This window comes from Flammeovirgaceae bacterium SG7u.111, from assembly GCA_034044135.1.
In the GTDB taxonomy this organism is placed as follows: Bacteria; Bacteroidota; Bacteroidia; order Cytophagales; family Flammeovirgaceae.
Window position 1 is genome coordinate 5,010,347 of the sequence record CP139021.1, and the last position, 22,078, is coordinate 5,032,424.

The following is a 22,078-nucleotide window of genomic DNA, read 5'->3' on the forward strand; positions in this document are numbered from 1 at the left end:
AATTTTTATACTTTTCGGAGCATTTATATGCTTCCTCATTTAGTTCAAAGTCTCAATTTCAAAAGCCCCGCTCAGCCTAATATCTTCCGATGAACTGCCTACCATTACCTTGAAAGTACCAGGCTCGACAGTCCAATTCATATTTTTGTCTAGCAAAACCAAATCATCTGGATGCAGCACAAAATCGATGGTCTTTGTCTCTCCTGGCAACAGGTGGATGCGTTCAAAACCTCTAAGTTGGGAGTCATAAGTAGTTACACTACTCACTTCATCTTTTACATACAATTGGACAACCTCATCACCGGCTACCTTACCCGTATTAGTGAGTTGAAAGGATACATGTACATTGGCTTGAGGTTTCAAGGAAGTTGGGGTTACTTTCAGGTCGCTATAGCCAAATGTTGTATAGCTCAACCCGTATCCAAAAGGGTACAAAGCTCCAGTTACCCGGGTGCTTCCAATCCCATTTTGTTCATCTAGGGACTGTCCTGCTTGTGATCCTACCTTAAAGGGGAAATTGTAAGGTATCTGACCTACCGTTTTTGGAAAAGTGAGGGTGAGTTTCCCGCCGGGGTTATACGCTCCAAAAAGGGTTTCGGCAATTACATCGCCAGCCGAATTGCTTGGGAACCAAGCTTCCAAGATTGCGGGAAGGTATTTATTCTCCCAATTGATGCTGAGGGGCTGCCCGTTGATCAACACTAGCACAACAGGTTTTCCAGTTGCGTATAATGCCTGAACTAATTGATGTTGTCTTCCAGGAAGCCTTAAGTCGGTTCTAGATTTTGACTCACCTACCCTCTCTTCGTCTTCCCCCACAACTGCAATAATCACGTCCGCATCTTTCGCTTTTGACACAGCCTCATCAATAGCGGCTTGCTCTTCTTTGCTCAACGGATAGGTAATAATTTCGCTTTCAGGCCAATGAGGGTCTATCACATCACACCCTTTTGCATAGGTCACATTTAACTCATTTCCTCCATACTTTTTAATCCCTTCATATACGGATACCGATGGATTTTCAGCAGGACCATACCTGCTATAGGTAAAACTGACCTCATCTGCCAAAGGTCCGGTTACCAATACGTTTTTCAACTGTTTACGGTCTAAAGGAAGGAGGTTGTTTTCGTTTTTCAACAATACCAACGATTCCCTGTTGATTTGTTTTGATAACTTTTCAGCTTCGGACGTGTGTACTATTTTATCAGCTTCTTTAGGGTCTTTTACAAACGGCTCATCAAATAGTCCTAGCCTAAATTTTACAGACAATACATCGGCAACTCTTGCATCGATTGTTTTCATTGAAACAGCTCCTTCAGCAATCAACTGGCGCAAGGGCTCGATAAATGACTCAGGAGTTCTGAATGTTGTTCGCACGTTCAACCCTGCCTCTACAGCCTGACGAACTGCTTCTTTGTAATCTCCTGCTACTTTATGTTTGTCACTAATAAACTCAACTGCTTCACTATCAGAAACTACGTATCCATCAAAGCCATATTTTTGTCGGAGCAGCTCGGTCAGGAAATAAGAACTTGCAGAAACAGGAACGCCATCGTAGTCATTATAACTGCTCATCACTCCCATGGGGGACGCTTCTTTTATTACTCTTTTGAAAGGATATAAATGTAATTGGTGCATTTCCCTTGGCGCTACATGTGGGTCCGTTCTCGCCTCCCCGTCTCTCGCTCCTTTGGGCACGCTATAAACCGCAAAATGTTTAATAGTAGACGCTACACCCTGAGACTTAATCCCCAATACCATTTGCTTGCCTAGCTCAGCAACTAGGTACGGGTCTTCGCCATAGCTTTCCACACATCTCCCCCACCGCTGGTCTCGGGCAGGGTCCAATATAGGTGCATAGATATTTGTATAACCCAAAGCCTTAGCTTCCCTACCTACCATCTGGCCTGCTTGGCCAACCAACTGCTTATTCCAAGTACTTCCAATGCCAATGGGCGCAGGCAATGAGGTTGCTTTTTTATGACATAAGCCATGAACTCCTTCGTTGGTGAAATCGACAGGAATCCCCATCCTAGTTTCCTCAATGAACCATTTTTGTATTTCATTGATGGCAAGCGCATGGTTGCTATAGGGAAAAGAATGTTCTGTATAAGTAGAGGGTCTGCCGTGAAGCGTGTTTAGGTGTTCATCTATATTTCCAATCCCATCTTTCCAAACCCGCTGCTTCCAACTCTCGTTGGGCATTTCATCTTCCAACACCCGAGAATAGCCATACAAGGTAGCCATCTGACAGGTTTTTTCTTCAACAGTCATCAATGAGAGCAAGTTGTTTATTCTGCTTTCCAGTGGTGCTGTCGGGTCTTCAAATACATCTTTTAAGCCGTTTTTATTGAAGTCAATCCAACCCTCATGATAGATCGTATCTTGCCCTTTCTTAGTACCAAATGAGGTAAAGAGAAAAAACAAAATAAGCGCATATAATCTAGTATTTTTCATAGGTCATTGGTTTGATAATTTGACTTGTTATTTTATCTGAAAGCACCTAAAGACTCCAACGCACTTGACAGAATACAGGGAAATGTCGTCCCTAAACAGCAGTAATAGTGATTTCCCCATCTTCTGTCAGCCCTCAATAATCTGTTACTTACCAACCGTCACTGTACTAATAGATGATGCCTGTAACTCAATAGAAACTGGTGTTTTCCCAACCATCACGTTTATTGTTTTCGCTTCCTTTTCAGGGTTGTTCAGCAGCAACATCACACGTCCGTCTTTCAGTTTAAAGGCCAAATGGTTTTTGCCTTCCGAAGATTTCAGCACATGGTCGCCGGGTTGTACAAAATGCGAAAGATGCTTGAATAGGTAAAATTCATCGGTATAATTGATTTCTTGCTTCTCACGGTCAATCACCACCATAGAATTTTGTGGCCAGCCCCATGCACTTTTGCCCGTTTCGTCCAGCACCATATTCCAATACATGTAGCTACCAGCTCGGTTGTTGAAAAAATGCACGATGGTTTCCCACGATCTTGCTACCGAAGTCCAGTCATTTTCACTTTCACCACATTTATTTTCAGTTTGCATGAACTTGTAATCGGGGTACTCTTTCGCAATGGTGGGAATGGACTTAGAACCTCCCCACTGAAACCCAACTCCTTTAATGTATTTCTTAGATTCTTTGTCGTCCAAAATGGTTCTCACATAGTCTGGCTTGCCCCAGTTGATGGTCCCCAACCAGATTTCAGCTTTGATGTTATCTTTTTCAAACTGTGGTCCTAAAAAGTGTCCAATAAAATAGGACATATCCTCTGCTCTCCAAGTACAACTCGGCCAGTTAGGCGCATATGCAATTTCGTTTTGAGGTTGGATGGCACACAGCGAAATACCTTCTTTTTCATAAGCTTGTACAAATTTCGAGAAGTACAAAGCGTAAGCCTGAAGATACCTTTCCTGCATTTTAAATGCCGTTGCGTTGTTGAAAACCTCTGCACCAGGGGTCATTCGGTTTCCATCAGGGCGACCGTTCCAATCCCCACTTCGGGTCGAATAATGTTCGTTCACTTTCATCCAAGCTGGAGGCGTCCATGGTGATGCCCAGATTTGCAAATCAGGACGAACTTTTAAGGCTTCTTTGAGGTAAGGAATGAGAATGAATTTGTCCCTGTCGATATTAAAATCACGCATTACAAAATCTTCGGGAACATCGTTGGAGGAATAATAGCTTAGAGCGTAATCGCTTGCCCCCAGTGGAATACGGCACATGGAAAAGTTGCAACCCTCTTCGGAAAACAGTGCATTAAAAACTTCTTTCGATTGAGTGGCTGGCAATGCTTGAATAGCCGTCCAGCCCAATTCGTTGAACGCACCGCCAATGCCATCAATTTCCTGTAATACACTATCGGTATAGATGGTAATGTCTGGGTTAGAAACTTCCTTTTCTACTTTTGCCGCAGACTTTTTGGGTTCAACCCAACGCTCAGTTGGGGTAGTATACACCACACTTACTTTCTGTGCAGAAAGAGTACTTATTCCAAAAAATACTATGCTAATAGTGCTGAATAATAGTTTTCTCATTTTTCTCTATTTTGTATAAACTTTAAAGTCTCTGTATCGTGCTGAGCGGGTAAACATGTGGCGCAACCCGATTCGCCCTTCCTTAGGTGATTGTTTTTCATCTAAGTCCCAAGAATATAATTTCTCCACACCCTCGCCCTTTACCTGAAAGTGGAGCTTCGAACCCGTTTTGATAACCGTGATTTTGTAGGTGATGCCTGGTAAAAAAAGTCCAGTTTTAAAAAATGCCGGAGGCACTTCTGTTTCTCCAAACTTGCCTTCTTCTGCGGGGTATTTTCGTATCCTTATGTAATCATTGTCAGGATCTTCGTTCACCATGGGGAAAGCCGAATAACTAACATGGAGCGGGTTCATGTTGTAGTAATACTTACTCATGGTCGGCACTTCTCTGTACTCGTTCCATTCCGTAATATCCTTTCCCCTACCTTCATTCCCAATTCCTTGAGCTTGTATATACAAGATGTTCACATTCACTATTTGCGAATCTGTTCGGGTGTAGTCATACTCAATTTTGATATCTCCTTTGAAGGAATCTTTGGTCCACAAAACCGTATGGTGCGCATCGTTTCTATTGATAGGTCCGGCAATTAAATCCATGCCTTTTTCATCCTGCACCACTTTTGAGATTAGCCCATCTTTAAACCAGTTCTCTTCCCAATTGCTCGTGCAATCATCTGATAATTGCAACTTCCAGTCGGATGAAGCATTCAAGCTTTCAAAATCCTGTTGCCCTTTCACCGAACAGCTAAAAAAAGTAAATGAAACAGCTGATACCCAAAATAATAGTCTTAATTTCATAGCAATTTATTTCATCTGATTAATATTCGTATTCGGGAACTGAATAGACCATTTCTTCTTTAAAGCCCATCCCTTTTTTCACACCGTAAAGATTGATTTCTGATTGATTTCTCCTCCTTTCATTCAAACCGAACATCTTTTACAAAATCGTTCATCGTTACCTGCTCAGCGACAACTTTCTTTCCGTCTAGAACCACATTTTCAAAATACACACCCTCTACAGTGTGGTCTTTATCAAATCCTACCAGCTCCATACTCGCATGATCGCGAATGATATACGGTTTCCAATCTGTGCCATCCTGAAATCCAGTGAGGGTTGTATCGATAGGTGCGGAAATGGCTGTGATGTCTTTGAAAATCACATTTCTGACGTTGCCCCGTTCTTCTGTTTCTGTCCATCTCGTCTTCCCAATCCAACAAGATATTAACCTGCGGGCTTCCTCTATTCGGATATTCTCAAATGTTACGTTACTGATGACCGCATCATCGCAATGGTAAACTCGAAGTGCCGTTTCCCGCCCAACATCATGGATAATATCGCAGTCTTCAAAAAGTATATCACTGACATTTTCACATATTTCAGCCCCGATGCTCAAAGAATGGGCAAGTTCGTTCCAGACCACACACTTTCGGGTATGGATGTTTTTTACCTCCCCACGCCCTTCAAAAGATTTGATCACCACGGCGTCGTCAAGGGTGCGAAAAAAGCAGTTCTCCACTAAAGCATTTCTTGAATTAGAAATATCAACCCCGTCCGCATTTCCTCTCCAGCCAAGGATTTTGATATTATCAACATGAATATCATCGGAACTCTGAATCGGAACGGTCCAGTGGCTGGGATCGCAGATAGTTACCCCTTCAATAGTTATGTTCTTAGAATGCTGGGCAAATATGGTGTGCCTTCTGCGCGCCCTTGGAATAGCAGACTGGTCAATAATGCCCCTCCCACGGATAGTGATGTTTTTTCCTTCCATAAAAAAGGTAGGTAAGTTCTTTTCTGACCCACGTATTTCTACCTTCTTCTCATCCTTCTCCATTCCACAGCGGAGATAAGCCCCCCCAGCTATATAAACTGTTTGACCATCCTCTAGTGCCACACTGGTTACATCATGGACTCCTGGACCAAAATAAATGACATCAGAACTTTCTGGGTCAGGAATATTTTCTTCAAAAGGATTGGCAAAAATATGCAACGATTCATGCCAATCTCCATTCACTTCAATGGTCAGGTTGCCTGGGTTATCTACAGAAAACGATATGTCATTCCCATCAAATTTTGCTTCAATCCCATAGGACGTCGGCAATATTTTCACAGAACTAACCGCCTCAGGATAAGTGATTTTAACCTCCACTTTTTCCTTCATATCGAAAGAAGCGAATGAAGCAAATCCGAATATTTTGCGCGAGTGATTTAGGCGAGGTATCGGTTCTGATGGTGGGATTTTTGTTTTATAAACAGGCACTGCCTGCCCCTCTACTTCCACAGCGAAAGCTTTGGATAGCTCAACGCCCTCCGGTGCTGGATATACTTTTACCTTTTGCTTTGTACACGCACTAAAAGCCAGAATTCCTATTGAAAAAAGAAGTACTGTTGTATTTCGACAATTTGTATAAAACCCAATACTACGCTTCATAAGTCTTGATATTAATAGAATACAAACCTTTAATTCAGAACCTGTTCGGCTTCCAACAACCTTGATCTCAACTGCTCATATTCTATGTCATGAATATCTTTGTTGGCATCAACCGCCATACCTGCAAGCATCCCAGCACTTTGCCCCAGCACCATGAATACCGGCTCCATCCGAATAGAGCCAAAAGCAATGTGCGAACTCGATATAGCTGTGAGCACGATCAAGTTTTTGCATTCTTCTTTTTTAGGAAGAATTGTTCCCAAGTGGATTTGGTAAGGCTGCCCAGGCTCTACCCCCAAATCGCCCTCGTTTTGCACATAGCCTTCAGCGGTAATGTACCTTTGGGTATTGTGCGAATCCATGGCATACGAGCCCATCCCAATCGACTTTTCAACAGGCTTTTTCCCCAGTATTTCATTGTCGGTCATCACAAACTCTCCAACCATTCGACGAGCTTCCCGCACATAAATCTGGTAAGGCCAGTGGCCATTATCCACAAATTCATCTTTTGCCAAGCCCCATTTTTTTATATTTTCCCTTAACCTTTCCGGCACGCTTTCATCGTGAGTCCAGAAGTACAGCAAGCCTTTGTGGTAGTTGATATGCTCTTCCAGTATCTCTTTCCTTTTTTCGTAAGAGGCTTCTGGGTATTCGTAGTTCATCCCGATGTTGTCGGAGCTAAAAGGGCCTACATTGTTTACATCCCTTTTTTTATTGGGAATTTTTCCACCTCCAAACATAGAAGTCCGGCCACCTCTGAATACCCTTCTCAATAATTCATACTGCGTAGAATCGTAATTTTCTGGTTTCTCAAAAGGCACTACGTTGCCTTCAGCATTGGTGGTGCACAGGCGGTAATTATACGCCTGAATGCGCTTGTCGCCAGACCCTTTTTCCCCAGGAGGGTCTGTAGAAATACGGGGCAATACGCCGCTTGTAGAATCGCCGGGGATTACATAAGGGCTAATGTTAAGCTGCTGGAAATTATGGCTATGGTGAAATTCGTTGGTTTGCACACCGTTCCAAGTTTCGCCATACACACTGTTGGCTTCTCGCCCTATGGTATAAGTGACGCCAGCGGCAGCCATCAAATCGCCCTCGTACGTGGCATCCATGAAAATTTCCGCTTCAAATTTCTTCCCACTCAACATAGTGATGGACTTGATTTTCCCATCCACTACTTCTACCCCATTTTCTCGGTCGAGCCACTCATCACGCAAAACAGTGATCCTATTTTCAGCTATAAATGCCTCAAAAATTCCTTCTGCCACATGCGGCTCAAATGTCCACATGGTTTGCATGCTGTCGTTGATCGCCGTAGTTCCTTGCCCCTCGTTGCCGTATTCATTCTTCGGCTGCCAATTCCATGCGTCCTCTTTTTGGTAATGCAAATACACACGATGGTAAAACTCACGAGAAAGCCCGCCAATTACGCTTTTATCGCCTACATCGGTGAACCCTAGCCCACTTGCCGAAAGTCCGCCAATATGTGTCTCGGGGCAAACGATGATGACTGATTTGTCCATCTGCGCAAGCTGCACCGCAGCCGTGATGGCTGCCGAAGTCCCTCCATAGATCACCACATCTGAATCAGACGGTTTTTCAGTCTTGGTAGTAGTACAAGCAACAACAGTTGCCAAAATCAGCAAGAATGGCAGTACATATCTTTTCATTTCATATTGTATTAAAAGGTTGTTAGCGCATGTTTAAATATGCTCTTAGTTGACGGGCTTCATCACCACTTCCTTCAAGTTGATAGGATTCCAAGCTCCCGCAACTGGCTTAAAAGTGATTTTATAATCACCTGATTTATTTATTTCAAAATCGCCAATTTCTAAAGATTCAAATTTGTCGTAACCTCCAGTTTTTGGAATTTTCACCGTTTTTGTTTGCCCATTTATTTCCACGGTAAACTCCGTATCTTCCAGGCCAGCAGTCATTGCCGCCGCCTTGAACTTACCCGGTTTTTCTATGGAAAAATTCCAGTACACCACAGCTGTTTCGCTATTCCAACTTCCCACGCAGTCTTTCGAGCTGTTGTAGCGAGCGCCCGGCCCTTGCAAGTTTTGGAATTGTGCACGCTCTGTATAAAAAGCTACAATGCCTTCCTCATTTTGCCCAAAAGGTTTCGGGGGAATTGCATTTGGCTTGCCCGCCAACTGAAGCACCACCACCGAGTTAATTGGATCGGAGGCCGTGCCCGTTAGGCTTACCACCAACCCGTCTTTGCCAGCTTTCGTTTTGAAAGCCTTGTTTTTATTGGCTAATAAATACGCTTTTTGTGCTTTATTTTTTATGGGTACAAGGAGGTTACCATCGGCTGGCCAGTCGAACACGTGGAGATACAAATTGGTTTTGCCGCCAACTGTTTTCATGGTAACATATCCCCAATCGGGTTTGCCACATGGGCTTGCCTCTGTTTCGTAAATAGCTTCGCTGTTTTTATTCATCCAAGCGCCAACTTCTTTCAAATTGTTCACGGCTGTGGGGGCTAAAGTTCCCAAAGAAGTTGGGCTCACATTTAACAGGTAATTTCCACCCATGCTGCTGGCATCTGCCAAGTTTCTGAGCAGGGTGGAAACAGGTTTAAACTTTTGGTCATCGCTGCGGTAGCCCCAACTGCCACTTATCGGCTGGCAAATTTCCCAATAGGGTGCTTCGGGTTTTTGCTTAGGCAAATGGCGCTCGTAGGTTTTATGATCGCCCGGATAGTCATCGCCCAATCGGTCGTTGGTAATGATAGCTGGCTGCAAATCGGTAGTGATATGGTACAAACTATCGATCACCTCTTTGGTCATTTTCCGAGGAGTATCCCACCAAAAAATGGCGATTTTTCCATATTCAGTCAGCAATTGCCTTACCTCGGGAAGTGCTTTTTCCCGTACATATACATCGGCGCTTACCCGCTGCATCTTTTTGTCCCAGTTATTTCCCAGCCCTCCTGGGTGACTCCAGTCTTGTGCTTGGGAATAATAAAACCCGAATTTGATATCCTGCTTGGCACATTCCTCGGCGAGTTCTTTGAGCACATCTCGCCCAAATGGCGTTGCATCTACCACATTGAAAGGATTGGATTTTGAATCGAACATGGAAAAACCATCGTGGTGCTTAGAGGTAATGACCATGTATTTCATGCCTGCTTCCTTTGCCAATCCAACAAATGTTTTGGCATCGAACTGAGTTGGGTTAAACAGGTCGGAAAATTTCTCGTATTCTCTCAAAGGAATTTTGCCTTTGTTCATGATCCACTCGGCAGAGTTGGTTTGTGCCTCACCTTTGTAAAATCCGGCTGGTACGGAGTAAATCCCCCAGTGGATGAACATACCGAAACGGGCATCGGTCCACCACTCCATGCGTTCTTCGTCTGTGATTTGCTGTGCGTTCGCCTTTTGTTTGCCCCAACCAATGCTGAGGAGTAAGGCTAAAATCGTAAGTATTGTGAAGTGTTTTTTCATTGTATCAATTAATTTATTTGTTCTATCAGCACCACGCTCCATGGAGTCAAGGTTTGCTCAATGGTTAGATTTCCATCACTCCCTACAGTTAAGATTTCGGTTTTTAAAGTATTTGCAAAGTCTTTCATCACTTTCACCTGCTCACGTGTAGGTGGCTCTGGTTTTCCCATCGCTTCCCAGTAATTGTGGATGTTTCCGTGGTCTTTGTCCAAGGTTTCAATTTTGAACTGTGTACCTGGCTTTAGGCCCGACAGTGAAAATTGGAGCGATTTAGAAGTGCCTTTTTCTAGTTTGTTTCTTCCAGCAGGAACAGCTCCTTCGTATTCTTTAGGATAGTTGTAAGCCAATGCAGAAATTTTTCCGTTGCCCGAATTTCGGCTTACAAACAGGTACTCGTCTTTGTAGAGTTTTTCATCCCCCAAATGATGCAGCATGCGGTAGGCGTGGTACGAGGGTTTTACTATTCCTTGGAAATTGATCATTCCAAATCCTCCGTGGAAAATACTTGCCGCGCCTCCTTTTTCTTCAAAAATATCGGTGAACGTCCAGAATGCCAGCGAGTTGGTTAAGCCGATGCAATCGAGGTTGGTTTTTACGATGTATGCTGCCGGAGGTAGAAAATCGTGCATAGCATCGCGGCTACTTGGGCTAGTGTTCCACTCAGTTAGATGCAGCTCGGCATCGGGAAAAGCACTTTTGGAAATGATTTCATTCAGCCATTCCAAATCGAGTTTGGTAGAGCCTACAAAGCGGGTAAGCCCTCTTCCCTTTCCTGTTTCGGGGTTAAAAGCGTAATCGGTGGGGTAAGGATGGCAACTTATGAAGTCAACAGGTAGGTTTTCCTTTTCGCAGAATTTGAGGAAGTCTTCGATCCATACGCCATGCCACTTTAGGGTGTTTATATCATCGATGGTAAAAACTTCTTTGGCAGCTTCCCGGTCTTCAATTTCCCCATCGAAGCGGGCATCGGGAACGAAATTACTGGTAGAAGGCCCGCCAACTTTAAGTCGGTTATCTACCGAGCGTACAGCTAGTGCCGATTGCTTGTACAGCTCGAAATATTGAGATTTTGTACCATCCCAAAAAAGTGGGTATAGGTTAGGTTCGTTCCACACCTCAAAGTACCAAGTTAGCACTTCGTCAATTCCGTACCTATCGACGCAATGCTGCGTGAATGCTTTTACAAGATCATGCCACTGCTCGGCGTAATTTTCACCAGGAGTAATATTAGCCTTCCACCAAAACACGGTTTTTGAATTTTCAGCAGCAAATTGATTGGGCAAAAATGCTAGCTCTACAAAAGGTTTTACATTCAAATCGAGCATGCGGTCGAACAAATCGTCGATGTATTGCCAGTTGTACACAATTTTGCCTCTGCTTTCGAGGACGGGGAACATGTCTTCGTGGAAAAGCCCGTGGAAGCGGACATATTCGAAGCCACAATTCTCCTGAACTACCTGAAGCTGTTCTAACCAACCAGCCCGCAAACCCTCGTTTGCCCTTCCTGCACCCACGCCCTTGCTCCAGTAATGCTCAAACTTTTCTCCATTAGCATTTGTGTCTATTACCTTACTTTCTTGAGCATAGCTTGCTTCGAGGATCAGGAATATTCCACAAATAAAAAATGCAACTATTAATCGTAACTGGCTCATAATTATTTATTTACTTTGACTGTAAGCAATTGCTCCGTTTGATTTCTCATGACAAGCATTTTCACTTCTTTTGATTGATTGTGTTTTTTTAATGCTCCAAAAAAGTCTTTTACATTTTTGACTTTTTCACCTTCCACTTCTAGCACTACATCTTTCTTTTTCAAACCACCGCTCTGTGCAGCGTAGCTTCCTCCCCACATTCTCAGCATAATTATTCCTTCGGCTGTGTTGAGTCCATAAGCCGATTGCTCTTCCTTCGAATCCACACTTTTAATTTCGTTGCGCAACCAAGAAACCACTGGGCTAATATCTCCTCTTAGCTCTTCGGCACTTTTCAGCACAGGAACTTCGGGTGTTTTTGCCAGCTTTTTCAATGAAGGTTTCACTACTCCGAATTCATCCATGGGGAAATTTTTGAACCCGAGGGCAAGGGCTGGAGAGTTTTCGGCTACGCTAAAATCGAGCTGTGAAGGATTGGAAAACTGAGGATCGCCAAAGGAACTATTTGCATCGATGTTGTAAATCTGCGCCTTCATCATCGACTCCTCGTCGGGGAATAAATTATAATCGAGTTCTTTTCCCCAGCTCAATACATTTACATCTTTGTATGAATCTCTGACAATGTTTCGGAGGAAAACATCTTCACAGTTGGCGAACCAAACATGTGGATGCAAAGTGTTGTTTACCGTAATGTTATTTTCTACTACTCTATAAAACCCTTCTCGTAGTTTGATCCCTCCATTGAGGCACAAATTGTTGTAGATATAATAATTTGAAGAGCCGTCATCTAAGTCAATATCCCAACCATGATCGCAACGAAAGCGGTTATTTCTGATGATTGTGGTGTGAATCGCATCCCACTTTGGCATTTCTGGGTTTGCCATGATCATGCTGTCCATCACATTTCGCTTGGGATGCCAAAAGCGGTCACGCCCCCAAGAGTTGAAAGAACCATGATCGCCTGTTTCCAAAACAGTATTGAACACATCGTTGTATTCCAAAATATGTCCACCCCAGGTACCATCTCCAATGTTGATCCCTGCCCGTGGCACATCGTAAATACTATTATGCCGAACAGTGATATCCATCGCCATCGCTATTTGGACGCCTGCCGTTTGCTTTTCGGTCCGTCCTATTCGGTGGATCAGGTTATTTTCAGCGATGCAATCTTTGGGGTACAAGTCATTTTTTGGACCAACAACCGTATCCATTTCTTCCAAGGGAACAAACTCGCTATACTGGAAAGAAGGGGAACGAACAGCAGAAGGGTGACCAACAAAACAAATAGCACTTCCACCACATTCGTGGATATGGTTGCCCGCAAGTTTTATATTTCTGGTATAGCCGCTCACGAAAATGGCATTCCCTCCTAAGTTGGTAAACTCGCAATCCGACACCGAACAATTCTCGGCATTTTCAATAAAAGCCGCTGCTCCTCGGTAAATTGTCCAGTCGCTACGAAGCAAAGGCTCGTAAGCTTCCATAATCGTCCTTTGGGCAAACTCAAACTTTATTCCTTCAATAGAAATATCTCGCACCGGCGACTCTTCAGTTCCTTTGATCTCAAGCAACTTTTTAAGTACAACCCCTTCAAAAGTTGCGGTTAAAAGATCGATTCCCTCGGCTGGCCAGTAGTAAATTTTGTTGGTTGATTTGTCTACATACCATTCTCCTGGGCTGTCCAATTCTTCAAATACATTTTCCAGCATCCGGTATTCCTTATGCGGACTTGATGGTCGGTTATTCTGTTTTCCTCCTTCTAAAATAGCATTTCCCAAGCTATCCACCCCGGAGATGAGGTAATGAAAGCCTCCCCATTTCCCTCGGTGCATGGCATTAAAAATTGCTCCCTCGGGCTTTTTCCATGTTGCTACTCTTTCTTTGGAAATAGCATCTTCGGCATGCCCTTGCCAGTAGCCACCATTTTCATCATAATTGGGGTAGCGAGCCAAAATTTGTAGCTTATTGTTAACCACAAACTGGTCAAAATCAAGCCCTGTGGGAAGAGACGAAACGTAAATATTCGCCTCCGATTTTTCCCAACTCAGGTCTAAAGGGGCAGAGCCTTTTATGGTCACCAAAGAACCCCCTGCCCCTTTTATCTCTAGCCCGCTTAAAATGTGATCGATAACAATTTGAGATGATAAAAAATACTGTCCGGGCAAGATATTAATTACCACACTGGTACTAGCATCTTGAAGCTTTAGTTGACGAGCTTTTGCTATCGCATCGTTAATTTTTGAAAAAGGGGCGTCTTTCGTCCCTTCACTAATAGCCTGCCCATTATCACCTACATAGATTTCGACTTTAGTTTTTTTACAACCTATCAAAAAAACAACGCAGATAATGGTAAAACACAATATTTTTCTTTTCATTTTGTTAATCGATTTATGTTTTGGACACAGTGCTCAACAACTCTTTAATTAAAAAATTAACTGGATAAAAACAACGTATTGAAATACACTTGAAATTGATATTTCAGAATATGTTTCGCCACTGTGTGCCAAGTAATATTTTTTGCTTAGTACATTCCAAAAAGTTTCCATTGCTTATAGCCCATACTAAACATGCTAACTTCTCTTTTAACATATTTTTCCGGTCTGTGTAACTGGACACTCATTCCTCTTTGTGATTTACTATCTCCGCCCTTGAGCACAAAGATGCCCCGCTTAACAAGCTTCCATTTACCTATTTATCAGCTATTTTTTCTCTATAGCCACTTATTCTCTTTGACAGAAAAGAGGGGTAATTTTCACCATTAGTAGTCCCTCCTCCTTTGTTTCCCACACCGTTAGTAATAGAATCTCCAAAGCAAATTATTTTCTTTTGCCCTTGAAGCAAACCTTCTTCTTTTAGAAATTGAAATATGTTTTCGGCAATAAACCTATAACCTAATGCTGTTGGATGAACCCCATCGGTTGCCCCGCTATTCTTTGGATTCCTGATAAACAAATCCTCATTATGGCGAGGTAGGTTTAGCGCTCTAAATTTTTCAAATAGGTTGAGAAAAAGAGCCTCGTTTTCATCTGCGACCTTGCTCACGATCCAACTTGCCTTTTCCATGATTTCATTCGGCGATTCTTTGTACAAAAGCCGGTCATGCCTTTTGTACAGATAAGCAGAATCCACTGGCAAAGAGCTCATCATCAGTACTTCAATTCCCTCTTTCTTTAACCTGCTGGTTATTTCCCCCAATTGCTTTTCGTATTTCAGGTGGGAAATCATCTTTCTGGAGTTTAGCAAGTCGTTTGTTCCTACCATCAGTATGACTAAATCTGGTTTTTTTTCCAGCACATCCTTTTCTAGCCTACCTAGCAAATCTGACGTATTGTTCCCTCCTATTCCTGCATTTATTACTTGTGCAACTCCATAATTGGTAATAAAAATACAAAGAAACAATGCGAGAAACAAGAAAAAAAACTTCATCTATCTTTTACTTTTTACGTAAACCAATATTTTGTTTACTCACTAATTTCCAGCTTAATAACTGAAGAAACTTTATCAGGAGCTTCTTTTGGAAGATGGATGGTCGTTCCCTTACTGCCTACTTTTATTTTAAGCTTTGCCTTTGGATCTGCCAAGAGCTTTGCACTTTTTACTTTTAACTCTTTATCTATTACAAGGCGACCGTTTTCTGGCCATTCGAACACATGTGCATATACTGCTTCTGGCTTGCTCGTATATTTACCCCACTCTGGAGTTTTTACCGGGCTAAGCCCTGCTCCGTAAATCGATTCGCTGTTTACCTTCATCCATTCACCCATTTCTTGTAACCTTTCCACACTTGGCCCTGGAATCTGCCCTTCTGCAGTTGGGCCAACGTTCAGCAATAAATTTCCACCTTTAGAAACGATATCTATGAGGTTGTGGAGCAGTAACTCCGAGCTTTTCCAGTTATGGTCAAATGATTTAAACCCCCAAGAACCGTTCATGGTCAAGCACGACTCCCAATCGGTGCTCAAACCTGTTTCAGGCACTTCTTTTTCTGGTGTACCGAAATCACCTAAAAAATCTCCATCTACATTCATACCCGCCATACCATTTCTGCCCTTGTCCACACGGTTATTGATGATCGTATTTGGTTGGATACTACGAATAAAATTGTACATTTCTTTGCCCATCTCAGTGGTATAATCTGGAATCCACTCTCCATCGAACCATACTACGCCCACTTCACCGTATTTGGTTAGGAGTTCTTTTACCTGAGGCTTTAGGTAGTTTTTGTAATAGGAAGGGAATTTGGGGTTATGAACCGTTTGATCTTTCTGCCCTGCATTGTAGTTGGGGAAAAGGGGAGCCTGTGCATCGGGGTGATGCCAATCGGTAATGGAATGGTAAAAACACAATTTGATTCCTTCTTTTTCACATGCTTTTGCCAGTTCTTCTAAAATATCTCTTTTGAACGGCGAAGCGTCCATTATATCATAATCTGTTACTTCCGAATCCCACAAGCAGAAGCCTTCGTGGTGTTTGGTGGTGATGACGATGTATTTCATCCCAGCATTTTTTGCTATGGATATCCATTCGTCTGCATTGAACTTGACGGGGTTAAATTTGCCTGCGAATTGTTCGTACTCATTTATTGGAATATCCAATTTGTCCATGATCCATTCTGCATTTCCCCTTACCGAGTCTCCTTTGTAAATTCCGGCAGGTTCTGCATACAGCCCCCAGTGAACGAACATTCCGAAACGGGCTTCACGCCACCATTCCATGCGGGCATCACGCTCTGCCTTGGTTTCTTTTGAGTAGTCTTGGGAAAAGAGTAAGCCAAATTGGAAAAGTAGAAGTATGAATGTAATTAGTAGTTTTTTCATTTCATTTGAATATTAATATTACAGCTATTAAAATAGAACCTCCGTATTCCCGATAACTATCGGTGCAAAAAAAAGCTGGCAGCAACAGCTACCTATTGGCTGCCAGCTATATAATTTGACTTATTATTTCAATTTGGTTATTACCAACCTGGGTTTTGCAAAAGCTCTGAATTTAAGTTTACCTGATTCAATGGAATAGGATCCACATAGTTCTTAATTGAGAAATTGCGGTTTCCAGCAGCATCAATGATCAAGGCGCCAGGTTTGGTAGTTGCAATACCAGCATAACTTGATACACTTTGCTCAGTCGTTGTTAGCCCATACGGCCAAATTCCATCTACATAAATTGGATTACCTGGATCTTTTGGGTTTTCTGCAGTTTCGTACTCTGTTCCAGTAATATAGGTAATACACACATCGTTGTTCAACTCTTCTGGAGCTATGTTCCAACGCTTCAAATCATCGAAACGGAAGTTTTCTCCATATAACTCGATAGCACGCTCTCTACGAATCTCTCCTAACATATTCAAGTCACCGTAAGGACCAATCAGTGCATTAGTAAGAGGAGCAACACCTGAACGCTCCCTAATTAAGTTAATCGAGATATTAAGATCGCTATCATCAATAGTTCCGCCATTTAACTCACAAGTAGCTTCTGCGTAAATCAACAATACCTCAGCATACCTGATGTGAGGATAGTTATAAGACTCCTCCCTTGTTTCACGCAACTGGTGTTCTGTGGTAAACTTACGACCCATATATCCATTATTACGAGACGTACCAGGTGATGTCAATGCAGGAACATAACGGTAGTCAAAGTTTATTCCACTATCTTCAAAGTCTACCCCATATTGAGCTCCACCACCATTGGTGTTTGAACCCCATCCCCAATATTGTTTCAAGGGAGTGTTTGCATAAAGGTGCACACGGTCGTCACGGTTTTCAAATTCTGAAGTCATCATATCATATCCTTCGAATTCAGAAGAAAACTGTACTGGCAACCCGTCTGAGCACAATAACATGTCCATTAATTTACGTGATGGTCCATGAGGTTTTGCATGTGTCAAGTTTTGGCGGATTTGTCTTAACGTAAAATCATACACCGTTTGGAAAATAAATTCCTTGTTATCAGCTTTTGTCAAGCCTATAGGGTTTGAACCGTCTTCTAAGTTATATAAATAAAACAAGTGATCTTGCCCAATTTCGTCACGATAGTTCCATAGCTCAAAAGCCTTACTGTCCATCACATCTTTTGCCTGCTTTTTTGCTTCTGCAAACATATCAGAAACACTTGGATAACCAGTAGGCTTTGCAGAACCAGCACCAGTGCTCACCCCGTCGCCATCCGTAGCCTCGCCTACATATTTTTCCCAAGTAGCTTCGTAAAGCAATATTCTCGCTTTGAATGATTTTGCCGCTTCCAATGAAAGCTTGCCTTGCTCTGCAAGACCCATATCGTTTTGTGAAGGTAAACCTGCAATAGCAACATCCAAATCTTGCAACATTTGTCCAACCACTTCATAGCGACTATTTCTTGGACCATACACTTCTTCCGAATCTACATCCAACGAACGTGTAACAATTGGAACACCACCAAAGCGTTTGAGCAATAGATAATGATGCCAAGCCCTGAAAAAATGAGCAGTTGCTATGGGTACTACTATCTCAGCTTGTTCACCAGGATACTCTTCTGCTTTTTCTATCAGTTGGTTGACCGCACGAAGTTGAGAATAGTTATCTTCCCAAATATCATCGGTAGTAGGGATTATCGTATTACCCCATGCGTAGTTTTCATTATCTCCAAGGTTATTTGACAAATCGGATTGCTCGTCTCCATCAAAAAAGCCTAAGCGAGTATAAAAGTAATTAGATGCTGTTTCAAACTGATCTGCTGTTTGGTAATAAACAGCTTCACTTACTACATCTTGTGGCAACTGGTCCAAGTAGTCATTGCAACTACTCATAATAAAACATGAGAGCAAGACAGCTAGGGTGAACTTTTTTATATATCTATTTTTCATTTTCTTCATATTATCATTAAATACTAAAATGTGATTTCAAGACCAAAAATCACTGATTTACTGTAGGGAACAGTGTCTCCTTGGTTGGCAGAGGTAACCATTTCAGGATCCATACCGTCCTTCACATTAGAGATAACAAATAAATCGTTACCTGTAACAGACAAGCGAACCCTGTCTATTTTGGCTTTATTAAGCAGCTCTTGAGGAAGGGTATAGCCCAATGAAATGACTTTCGCCCGCATATAAGATGCATTTACCACATTTATATCGTTTGGATGACCATAATTCCAGTTTTTCCTAGTTCCATTATAATAAGTTGCAGGCCATTCAGCATCTTGGTTATTTTCGTTCCATGTATTGCCTAAGAAAGCACTGTTCTGGTTTGTCCACCAACTTCTAAATGGATATGCAAGAGCTCCCGTACGCAATATATTCTGTTCGCCAACCCCTTGGAAGAAGGCAGAAAAATCAAAGCCTTTCCATTCTGCACCAAGTCTGATACCAAAACTGTAATGAGGGTTAGCATCGCCATAGTACTCCAAATCATCCTCATTGATGATACCATCTCCGTTAACATCCACACGCTTTACGGTACCGGGCACCAAACGGTTAGGGCTTCTGTAGGCAGGAAGAACGGTTCCGTCTTTCATCACGGTCTGATCATCAGTGTCAGCAAAACCATACATATTATAATAGGCTTCTACTTCTTCCTCCGTTGTAAGTATTCCATCGGTAACGTAGGTATATAAAGCATTAAGAGGTTTTCCCTCAACAATTGTATTCAAACCTTTAACTATTGCAGTGGCTCCTTCCATGCGGGTAACTTCACTGCGGTTATCCCAGAACATTAACCCTGCATTGTACGAAACCTCACCAATCTTATCCTTCCAGTTCAAAGCCAGTTCCCAACCTTTGGTTTTAAAGTCACCGCTGTTGGTTTTAGGAGCAGTTGCACCAAGAACCTGAGGGTAAGTGATATTTACGAGCATGTCGTTATTCTCACGGATAAAGTATTCAAAAGTACCGCTTAGTCTGTTATTTAAAACACCAAAATCCAGAGCAAAGTTGGTAGTCCCTACCCTTTCCCAAGTACGGTCGGTAGTAGTCATGCCGCTAATCCATGCCGTGTTGGCCAAAGCTGGAGAAGCACCAAATACCGTAGAGCCAGCTCCCATGTTAGAAATGTAGTCATAAGCACCAATACCTGTTACAGACCCTGTTTCCCCATAAGAAGCACGTAGTTTCAAATTATTGAAAAAGCCACCTTTCATAAAGGACATTTCGGAAAGACGCACACCAGCAGATGCTCCGTAGAAGTTTTTCCACCTAAAGTCAGGGTGTAACCTAGATGATCCATCTCTACGAGCCAAGGCTTCAAAAAGATAGATACCATCGTAATCATAATTTACTCTACCGAGGTAAGATAATAGACCAACAGCATATCTCCCTCCAGAGTTGACTTGCGTAGTGACATCACCAGTATTGATATCATCCAAATCATCGGAAGCCATATTAGACCTAGCCATGTAATAATCCTGATACTCATCTTTTTGACCTGTAGCTCCTACTGTTAGCCCAATATTATTTTTACCAACAGCGAAGCGATAATTACCTTGCAAACTATGCATTAAAGTAAGATCGTTTCCTTGACTTATTTTTACAGAAGATGTCAACAAGGTAGTTGGAGTGTAAGATACATTCCCATCCCAATCATACATGGTGACTGATGTTGTCCTTTCTGTTTTTTCAGTATCTCTCAAACCTGCATTTACATCATAACTAAACGAGAGACCCTCTACATATTTATTTAGGTCTAGGTTTATTTTAGCACCCAAACGAAGGTTTTCGTTTCTAGTCTTTGTCCTTCCTCCTTCATCCAACTTAGCCAATAAGTTATTTGCCCCAAAAATATCATAATATTGTCCTTGTGGATTGTACATAGGGAAGATATACATATCTTGAACTCCATGGCCTACACCTTGGGTAGGAGAATCGATCAACCTATTGTCGTAAGAAACCGTAAAATCTGTGCTTAACAGCTCATTTATATCGTACGATAGGTTGGTGCGAAAGTTAAAACGTTTTGCACCATCGTATACAAAATCGATAGGCGAACGTTCATCGTTGTAGCCAAAAGAAGTCCAATACCTCACTTTTTCATTTCCTCCTGAGATAGATAGGTTATGTCTTTGAGAAGCAGTGGTTCCATAAACGGCATCATATTGGTTTACATCCGCAAAACGGTGGTCTTTGCCTAACCAAAAATAAGATTCAGGTGCCATTGGCATCGTTCCGTCAATAATAGACACCAACTCATCTCTAGTAAAGAACCGGTAGTTTGAAGCAGCTTCCTGAGGGTTTCCGTCAGTATCTAGGTAAGAAATACCATCATTGTCACCCGCTTCCAACCAAAGCTGAGCCCATTCATTCAGGTTTGCTATTGGAAAATCGTTGGCATAGTTTAGCTGGTATTGACCGCTATAGCTCACTTTGGCTTTTCCTGCTTTCCCTTTTTTGGTAGTCACCAAAATAACACCACCCGCAGCACGCGTACCATAAATAGCCGCAGCAGCATCTTTCAATACTGAAATTGATTCGATATCATTTGGGTTGATGGTGGAAAGTTGCCATTCGGGAATGATCAATCCGTCCATTACCACTAGAGGGGAAACACCATTAACGGATATGTCACCACGTATCTTTATATCAAGCCCTTCCTGACCCGGACGAGAAGACGTACGGGTTATTACCACACCAGGAACTTCACCTTGAAGCGCCAAACCAGCACTTGATGTTCCTTTTGACTTCAATACCTCTTCGTTTACCTGTGCAACCGAGCCTGTGAGGGTAGATTTTGTTTGAGTGCCATACCCTACTACAACCACCTCTTCTAGCTGCTCTAAATCAGCTTCTAAAACAATACTTAATTTAGATTGGTCTCCCACTTCCACCTCTTGGGTTTTAAAACCAATAAAGCTAAACTGCAGCACTGCTCCATCTGCTACTTCTAATGAAAATGCTCCATCTATATTTGTAACAGTTCCAGAAGAAGTTCCTTTTATCATTACACTTACACCCGGCAAAGGCTCTTGGTCTTCCGCTGTCACCACCGTGCCAGTCACCTTTTTTTGAAGAACATTAATCGGTTCGATTACTTCAGATATTGCCGTAGTAAAAATTGTCTTTCGGGCTACATGAATGCTTTCATTCACCCTTTTGAACCCCAAGCCAGTATCTTTTGAAATCTGGCGGAGCAAGTTGGCTACTGATTCGTGGTCTACTTGTGCGGATATTTGAATATCACTTTGCTCTATCAGGTTTTTTTCAAACGCAAACACAAAATCAGTCTGGTTTTCAATGACCTTAATAGCTTCCTGTATTGTACCATTTTGAAGATCCATGCTAACATAGATCTCTTCTAAACTTTTCCTTTGAGCCATCCCTTCTTTTGCTGACAAAAGCCCAACAAACAATGCTTGAAGGAATATTCCATATAGCGTATACTTCGACATAATAATAATTTGTCGTATTAGTTTCATTTTCATATTTTTACATAGTTTTCTTTATAAAAGAGAATTGTTTCTGAATTGATGAATAGGAATAGTGTCTCAAGCCAAGCCTATTAATTGTATCAGAAATTGAAATTGTATTTGAAGCCAAGAGTCT

General features: G+C 42.3%; 12 protein-coding genes. All 12 read right to left on the minus strand.

All coding sequences use genetic code 11. The features are described 5' to 3' along the window. Nucleotides 1-39: 39 nt before the first annotated feature. Nucleotides 40-2,457: a glycoside hydrolase family 3 N-terminal domain-containing protein gene (locus tag R9C00_19505; GenBank protein ID WPO33888.1), complete on the minus strand. Its 2,418-nt coding sequence runs from the start codon at nt 2,455-2,457 to the stop codon at nt 40-42. A gap of 144 nt (nt 2,458-2,601) precedes the next feature. Next, nucleotides 2,602-4,035: a hypothetical protein gene (locus R9C00_19510; protein WPO33889.1), complete on the minus strand. Its 1,434-nt coding sequence runs from the start codon at nt 4,033-4,035 to the stop codon at nt 2,602-2,604. Between the two features lie 6 nt (nt 4,036-4,041). Beyond that, on the minus strand, nt 4,042-4,833 hold the full coding sequence (locus tag R9C00_19515; GenBank protein ID WPO33890.1) for a DUF1961 family protein: 792 nt from the start codon (nt 4,831-4,833) through the stop codon (nt 4,042-4,044). 119 nt (nt 4,834-4,952) lie between these two features. Then, nucleotides 4,953-6,467: a glycosyl hydrolase family 28 protein gene (locus R9C00_19520; GenBank protein ID WPO33891.1), complete on the minus strand. Its 1,515-nt coding sequence runs from the start codon at nt 6,465-6,467 to the stop codon at nt 4,953-4,955. Between the two features lie 29 nt (nt 6,468-6,496). After that, a complete protein-coding gene (locus R9C00_19525; protein WPO33892.1) occupies nt 6,497-8,140 on the minus strand; it encodes an FAD-dependent oxidoreductase in 1,644 nt (547 codons plus the stop codon). Nucleotides 8,141-8,185: 45 nt separating this feature from the next. After that, on the minus strand, nt 8,186-9,922 hold the full coding sequence (locus R9C00_19530; protein WPO33893.1) for an alpha-L-fucosidase: 1,737 nt from the start codon (nt 9,920-9,922) through the stop codon (nt 8,186-8,188). An 8-nt stretch (nt 9,923-9,930) separates the two neighbouring features. Next, the gene (locus tag R9C00_19535) at nt 9,931-11,574 is read right to left on the minus strand and encodes a hypothetical protein (GenBank protein ID WPO33894.1); all 1,644 of its coding nucleotides are present in this window, start codon (nt 11,572-11,574) and stop codon (nt 9,931-9,933) included. A gap of 2 nt (nt 11,575-11,576) precedes the next feature. Next, nucleotides 11,577-13,949, minus strand: coding sequence for a PDZ domain-containing protein (locus tag R9C00_19540; protein ID WPO33895.1), 2,373 nt, complete (start codon nt 13,947-13,949; stop codon nt 11,577-11,579). A 313-nt stretch (nt 13,950-14,262) separates the two neighbouring features. After that, nucleotides 14,263-15,000 carry a GDSL-type esterase/lipase family protein gene (locus tag R9C00_19545; protein WPO33896.1) on the minus strand — a complete coding sequence of 246 codons (738 nt, stop codon included), beginning with the start codon at nt 14,998-15,000 and terminating at the stop codon, nt 14,263-14,265. Nucleotides 15,001-15,035: 35 nt separating this feature from the next. Beyond that, a complete protein-coding gene (locus R9C00_19550) occupies nt 15,036-16,391 on the minus strand; it encodes an alpha-L-fucosidase (protein ID WPO33897.1) in 1,356 nt (451 codons plus the stop codon). A 140-nt stretch (nt 16,392-16,531) separates the two neighbouring features. Further along, nucleotides 16,532-18,412: a RagB/SusD family nutrient uptake outer membrane protein gene (locus R9C00_19555; GenBank protein ID WPO33898.1), complete on the minus strand. Its 1,881-nt coding sequence runs from the start codon at nt 18,410-18,412 to the stop codon at nt 16,532-16,534. Between the two features lie 23 nt (nt 18,413-18,435). Continuing rightward, nucleotides 18,436-21,957: a TonB-dependent receptor gene (locus R9C00_19560; GenBank protein ID WPO33899.1), complete on the minus strand. Its 3,522-nt coding sequence runs from the start codon at nt 21,955-21,957 to the stop codon at nt 18,436-18,438. Nucleotides 21,958-22,078: the final 121 nt, after the last annotated feature.

What these genes read in the sequence shown, in the direction of transcription:
- R9C00_19525 (WPO33892.1), bottom strand. Translation starts at nt 8,140, where the DNA reads ATGAAAAGATATGTACTGCCATTCTTGCTGATTTTGGCAACTGTTGTT.
- R9C00_19520 (WPO33891.1), bottom strand. Translation starts at nt 6,467, where the DNA reads ATGAAGCGTAGTATTGGGTTTTATACAAATTGTCGAAATACAACAGTA.
- R9C00_19530 (WPO33893.1), bottom strand. Translation starts at nt 9,922, where the DNA reads ATGAAAAAACACTTCACAATACTTACGATTTTAGCCTTACTCCTCAGC.
- R9C00_19560 (WPO33899.1), bottom strand. Translation starts at nt 21,957, where the DNA reads ATGAAAATGAAACTAATACGACAAATTATTATTATGTCGAAGTATACG.
- R9C00_19540 (WPO33895.1), bottom strand. Translation starts at nt 13,949, where the DNA reads ATGAAAAGAAAAATATTGTGTTTTACCATTATCTGCGTTGTTTTTTTG.
- R9C00_19550 (WPO33897.1), bottom strand. Translation starts at nt 16,391, where the DNA reads ATGAAAAAACTACTAATTACATTCATACTTCTACTTTTCCAATTTGGC.
- R9C00_19515 (WPO33890.1), bottom strand. Translation starts at nt 4,833, where the DNA reads ATGAAATTAAGACTATTATTTTGGGTATCAGCTGTTTCATTTACTTTT.
- R9C00_19510 (WPO33889.1), bottom strand. Translation starts at nt 4,035, where the DNA reads ATGAGAAAACTATTATTCAGCACTATTAGCATAGTATTTTTTGGAATA.
- R9C00_19505 (WPO33888.1), bottom strand. Translation starts at nt 2,457, where the DNA reads ATGAAAAATACTAGATTATATGCGCTTATTTTGTTTTTTCTCTTTACC.
- R9C00_19535 (WPO33894.1), bottom strand. Translation starts at nt 11,574, where the DNA reads ATGAGCCAGTTACGATTAATAGTTGCATTTTTTATTTGTGGAATATTC.
- R9C00_19555 (WPO33898.1), bottom strand. Translation starts at nt 18,412, where the DNA reads ATGAAAAATAGATATATAAAAAAGTTCACCCTAGCTGTCTTGCTCTCA.
- R9C00_19545 (WPO33896.1), bottom strand. Translation starts at nt 15,000, where the DNA reads ATGAAGTTTTTTTTCTTGTTTCTCGCATTGTTTCTTTGTATTTTTATT.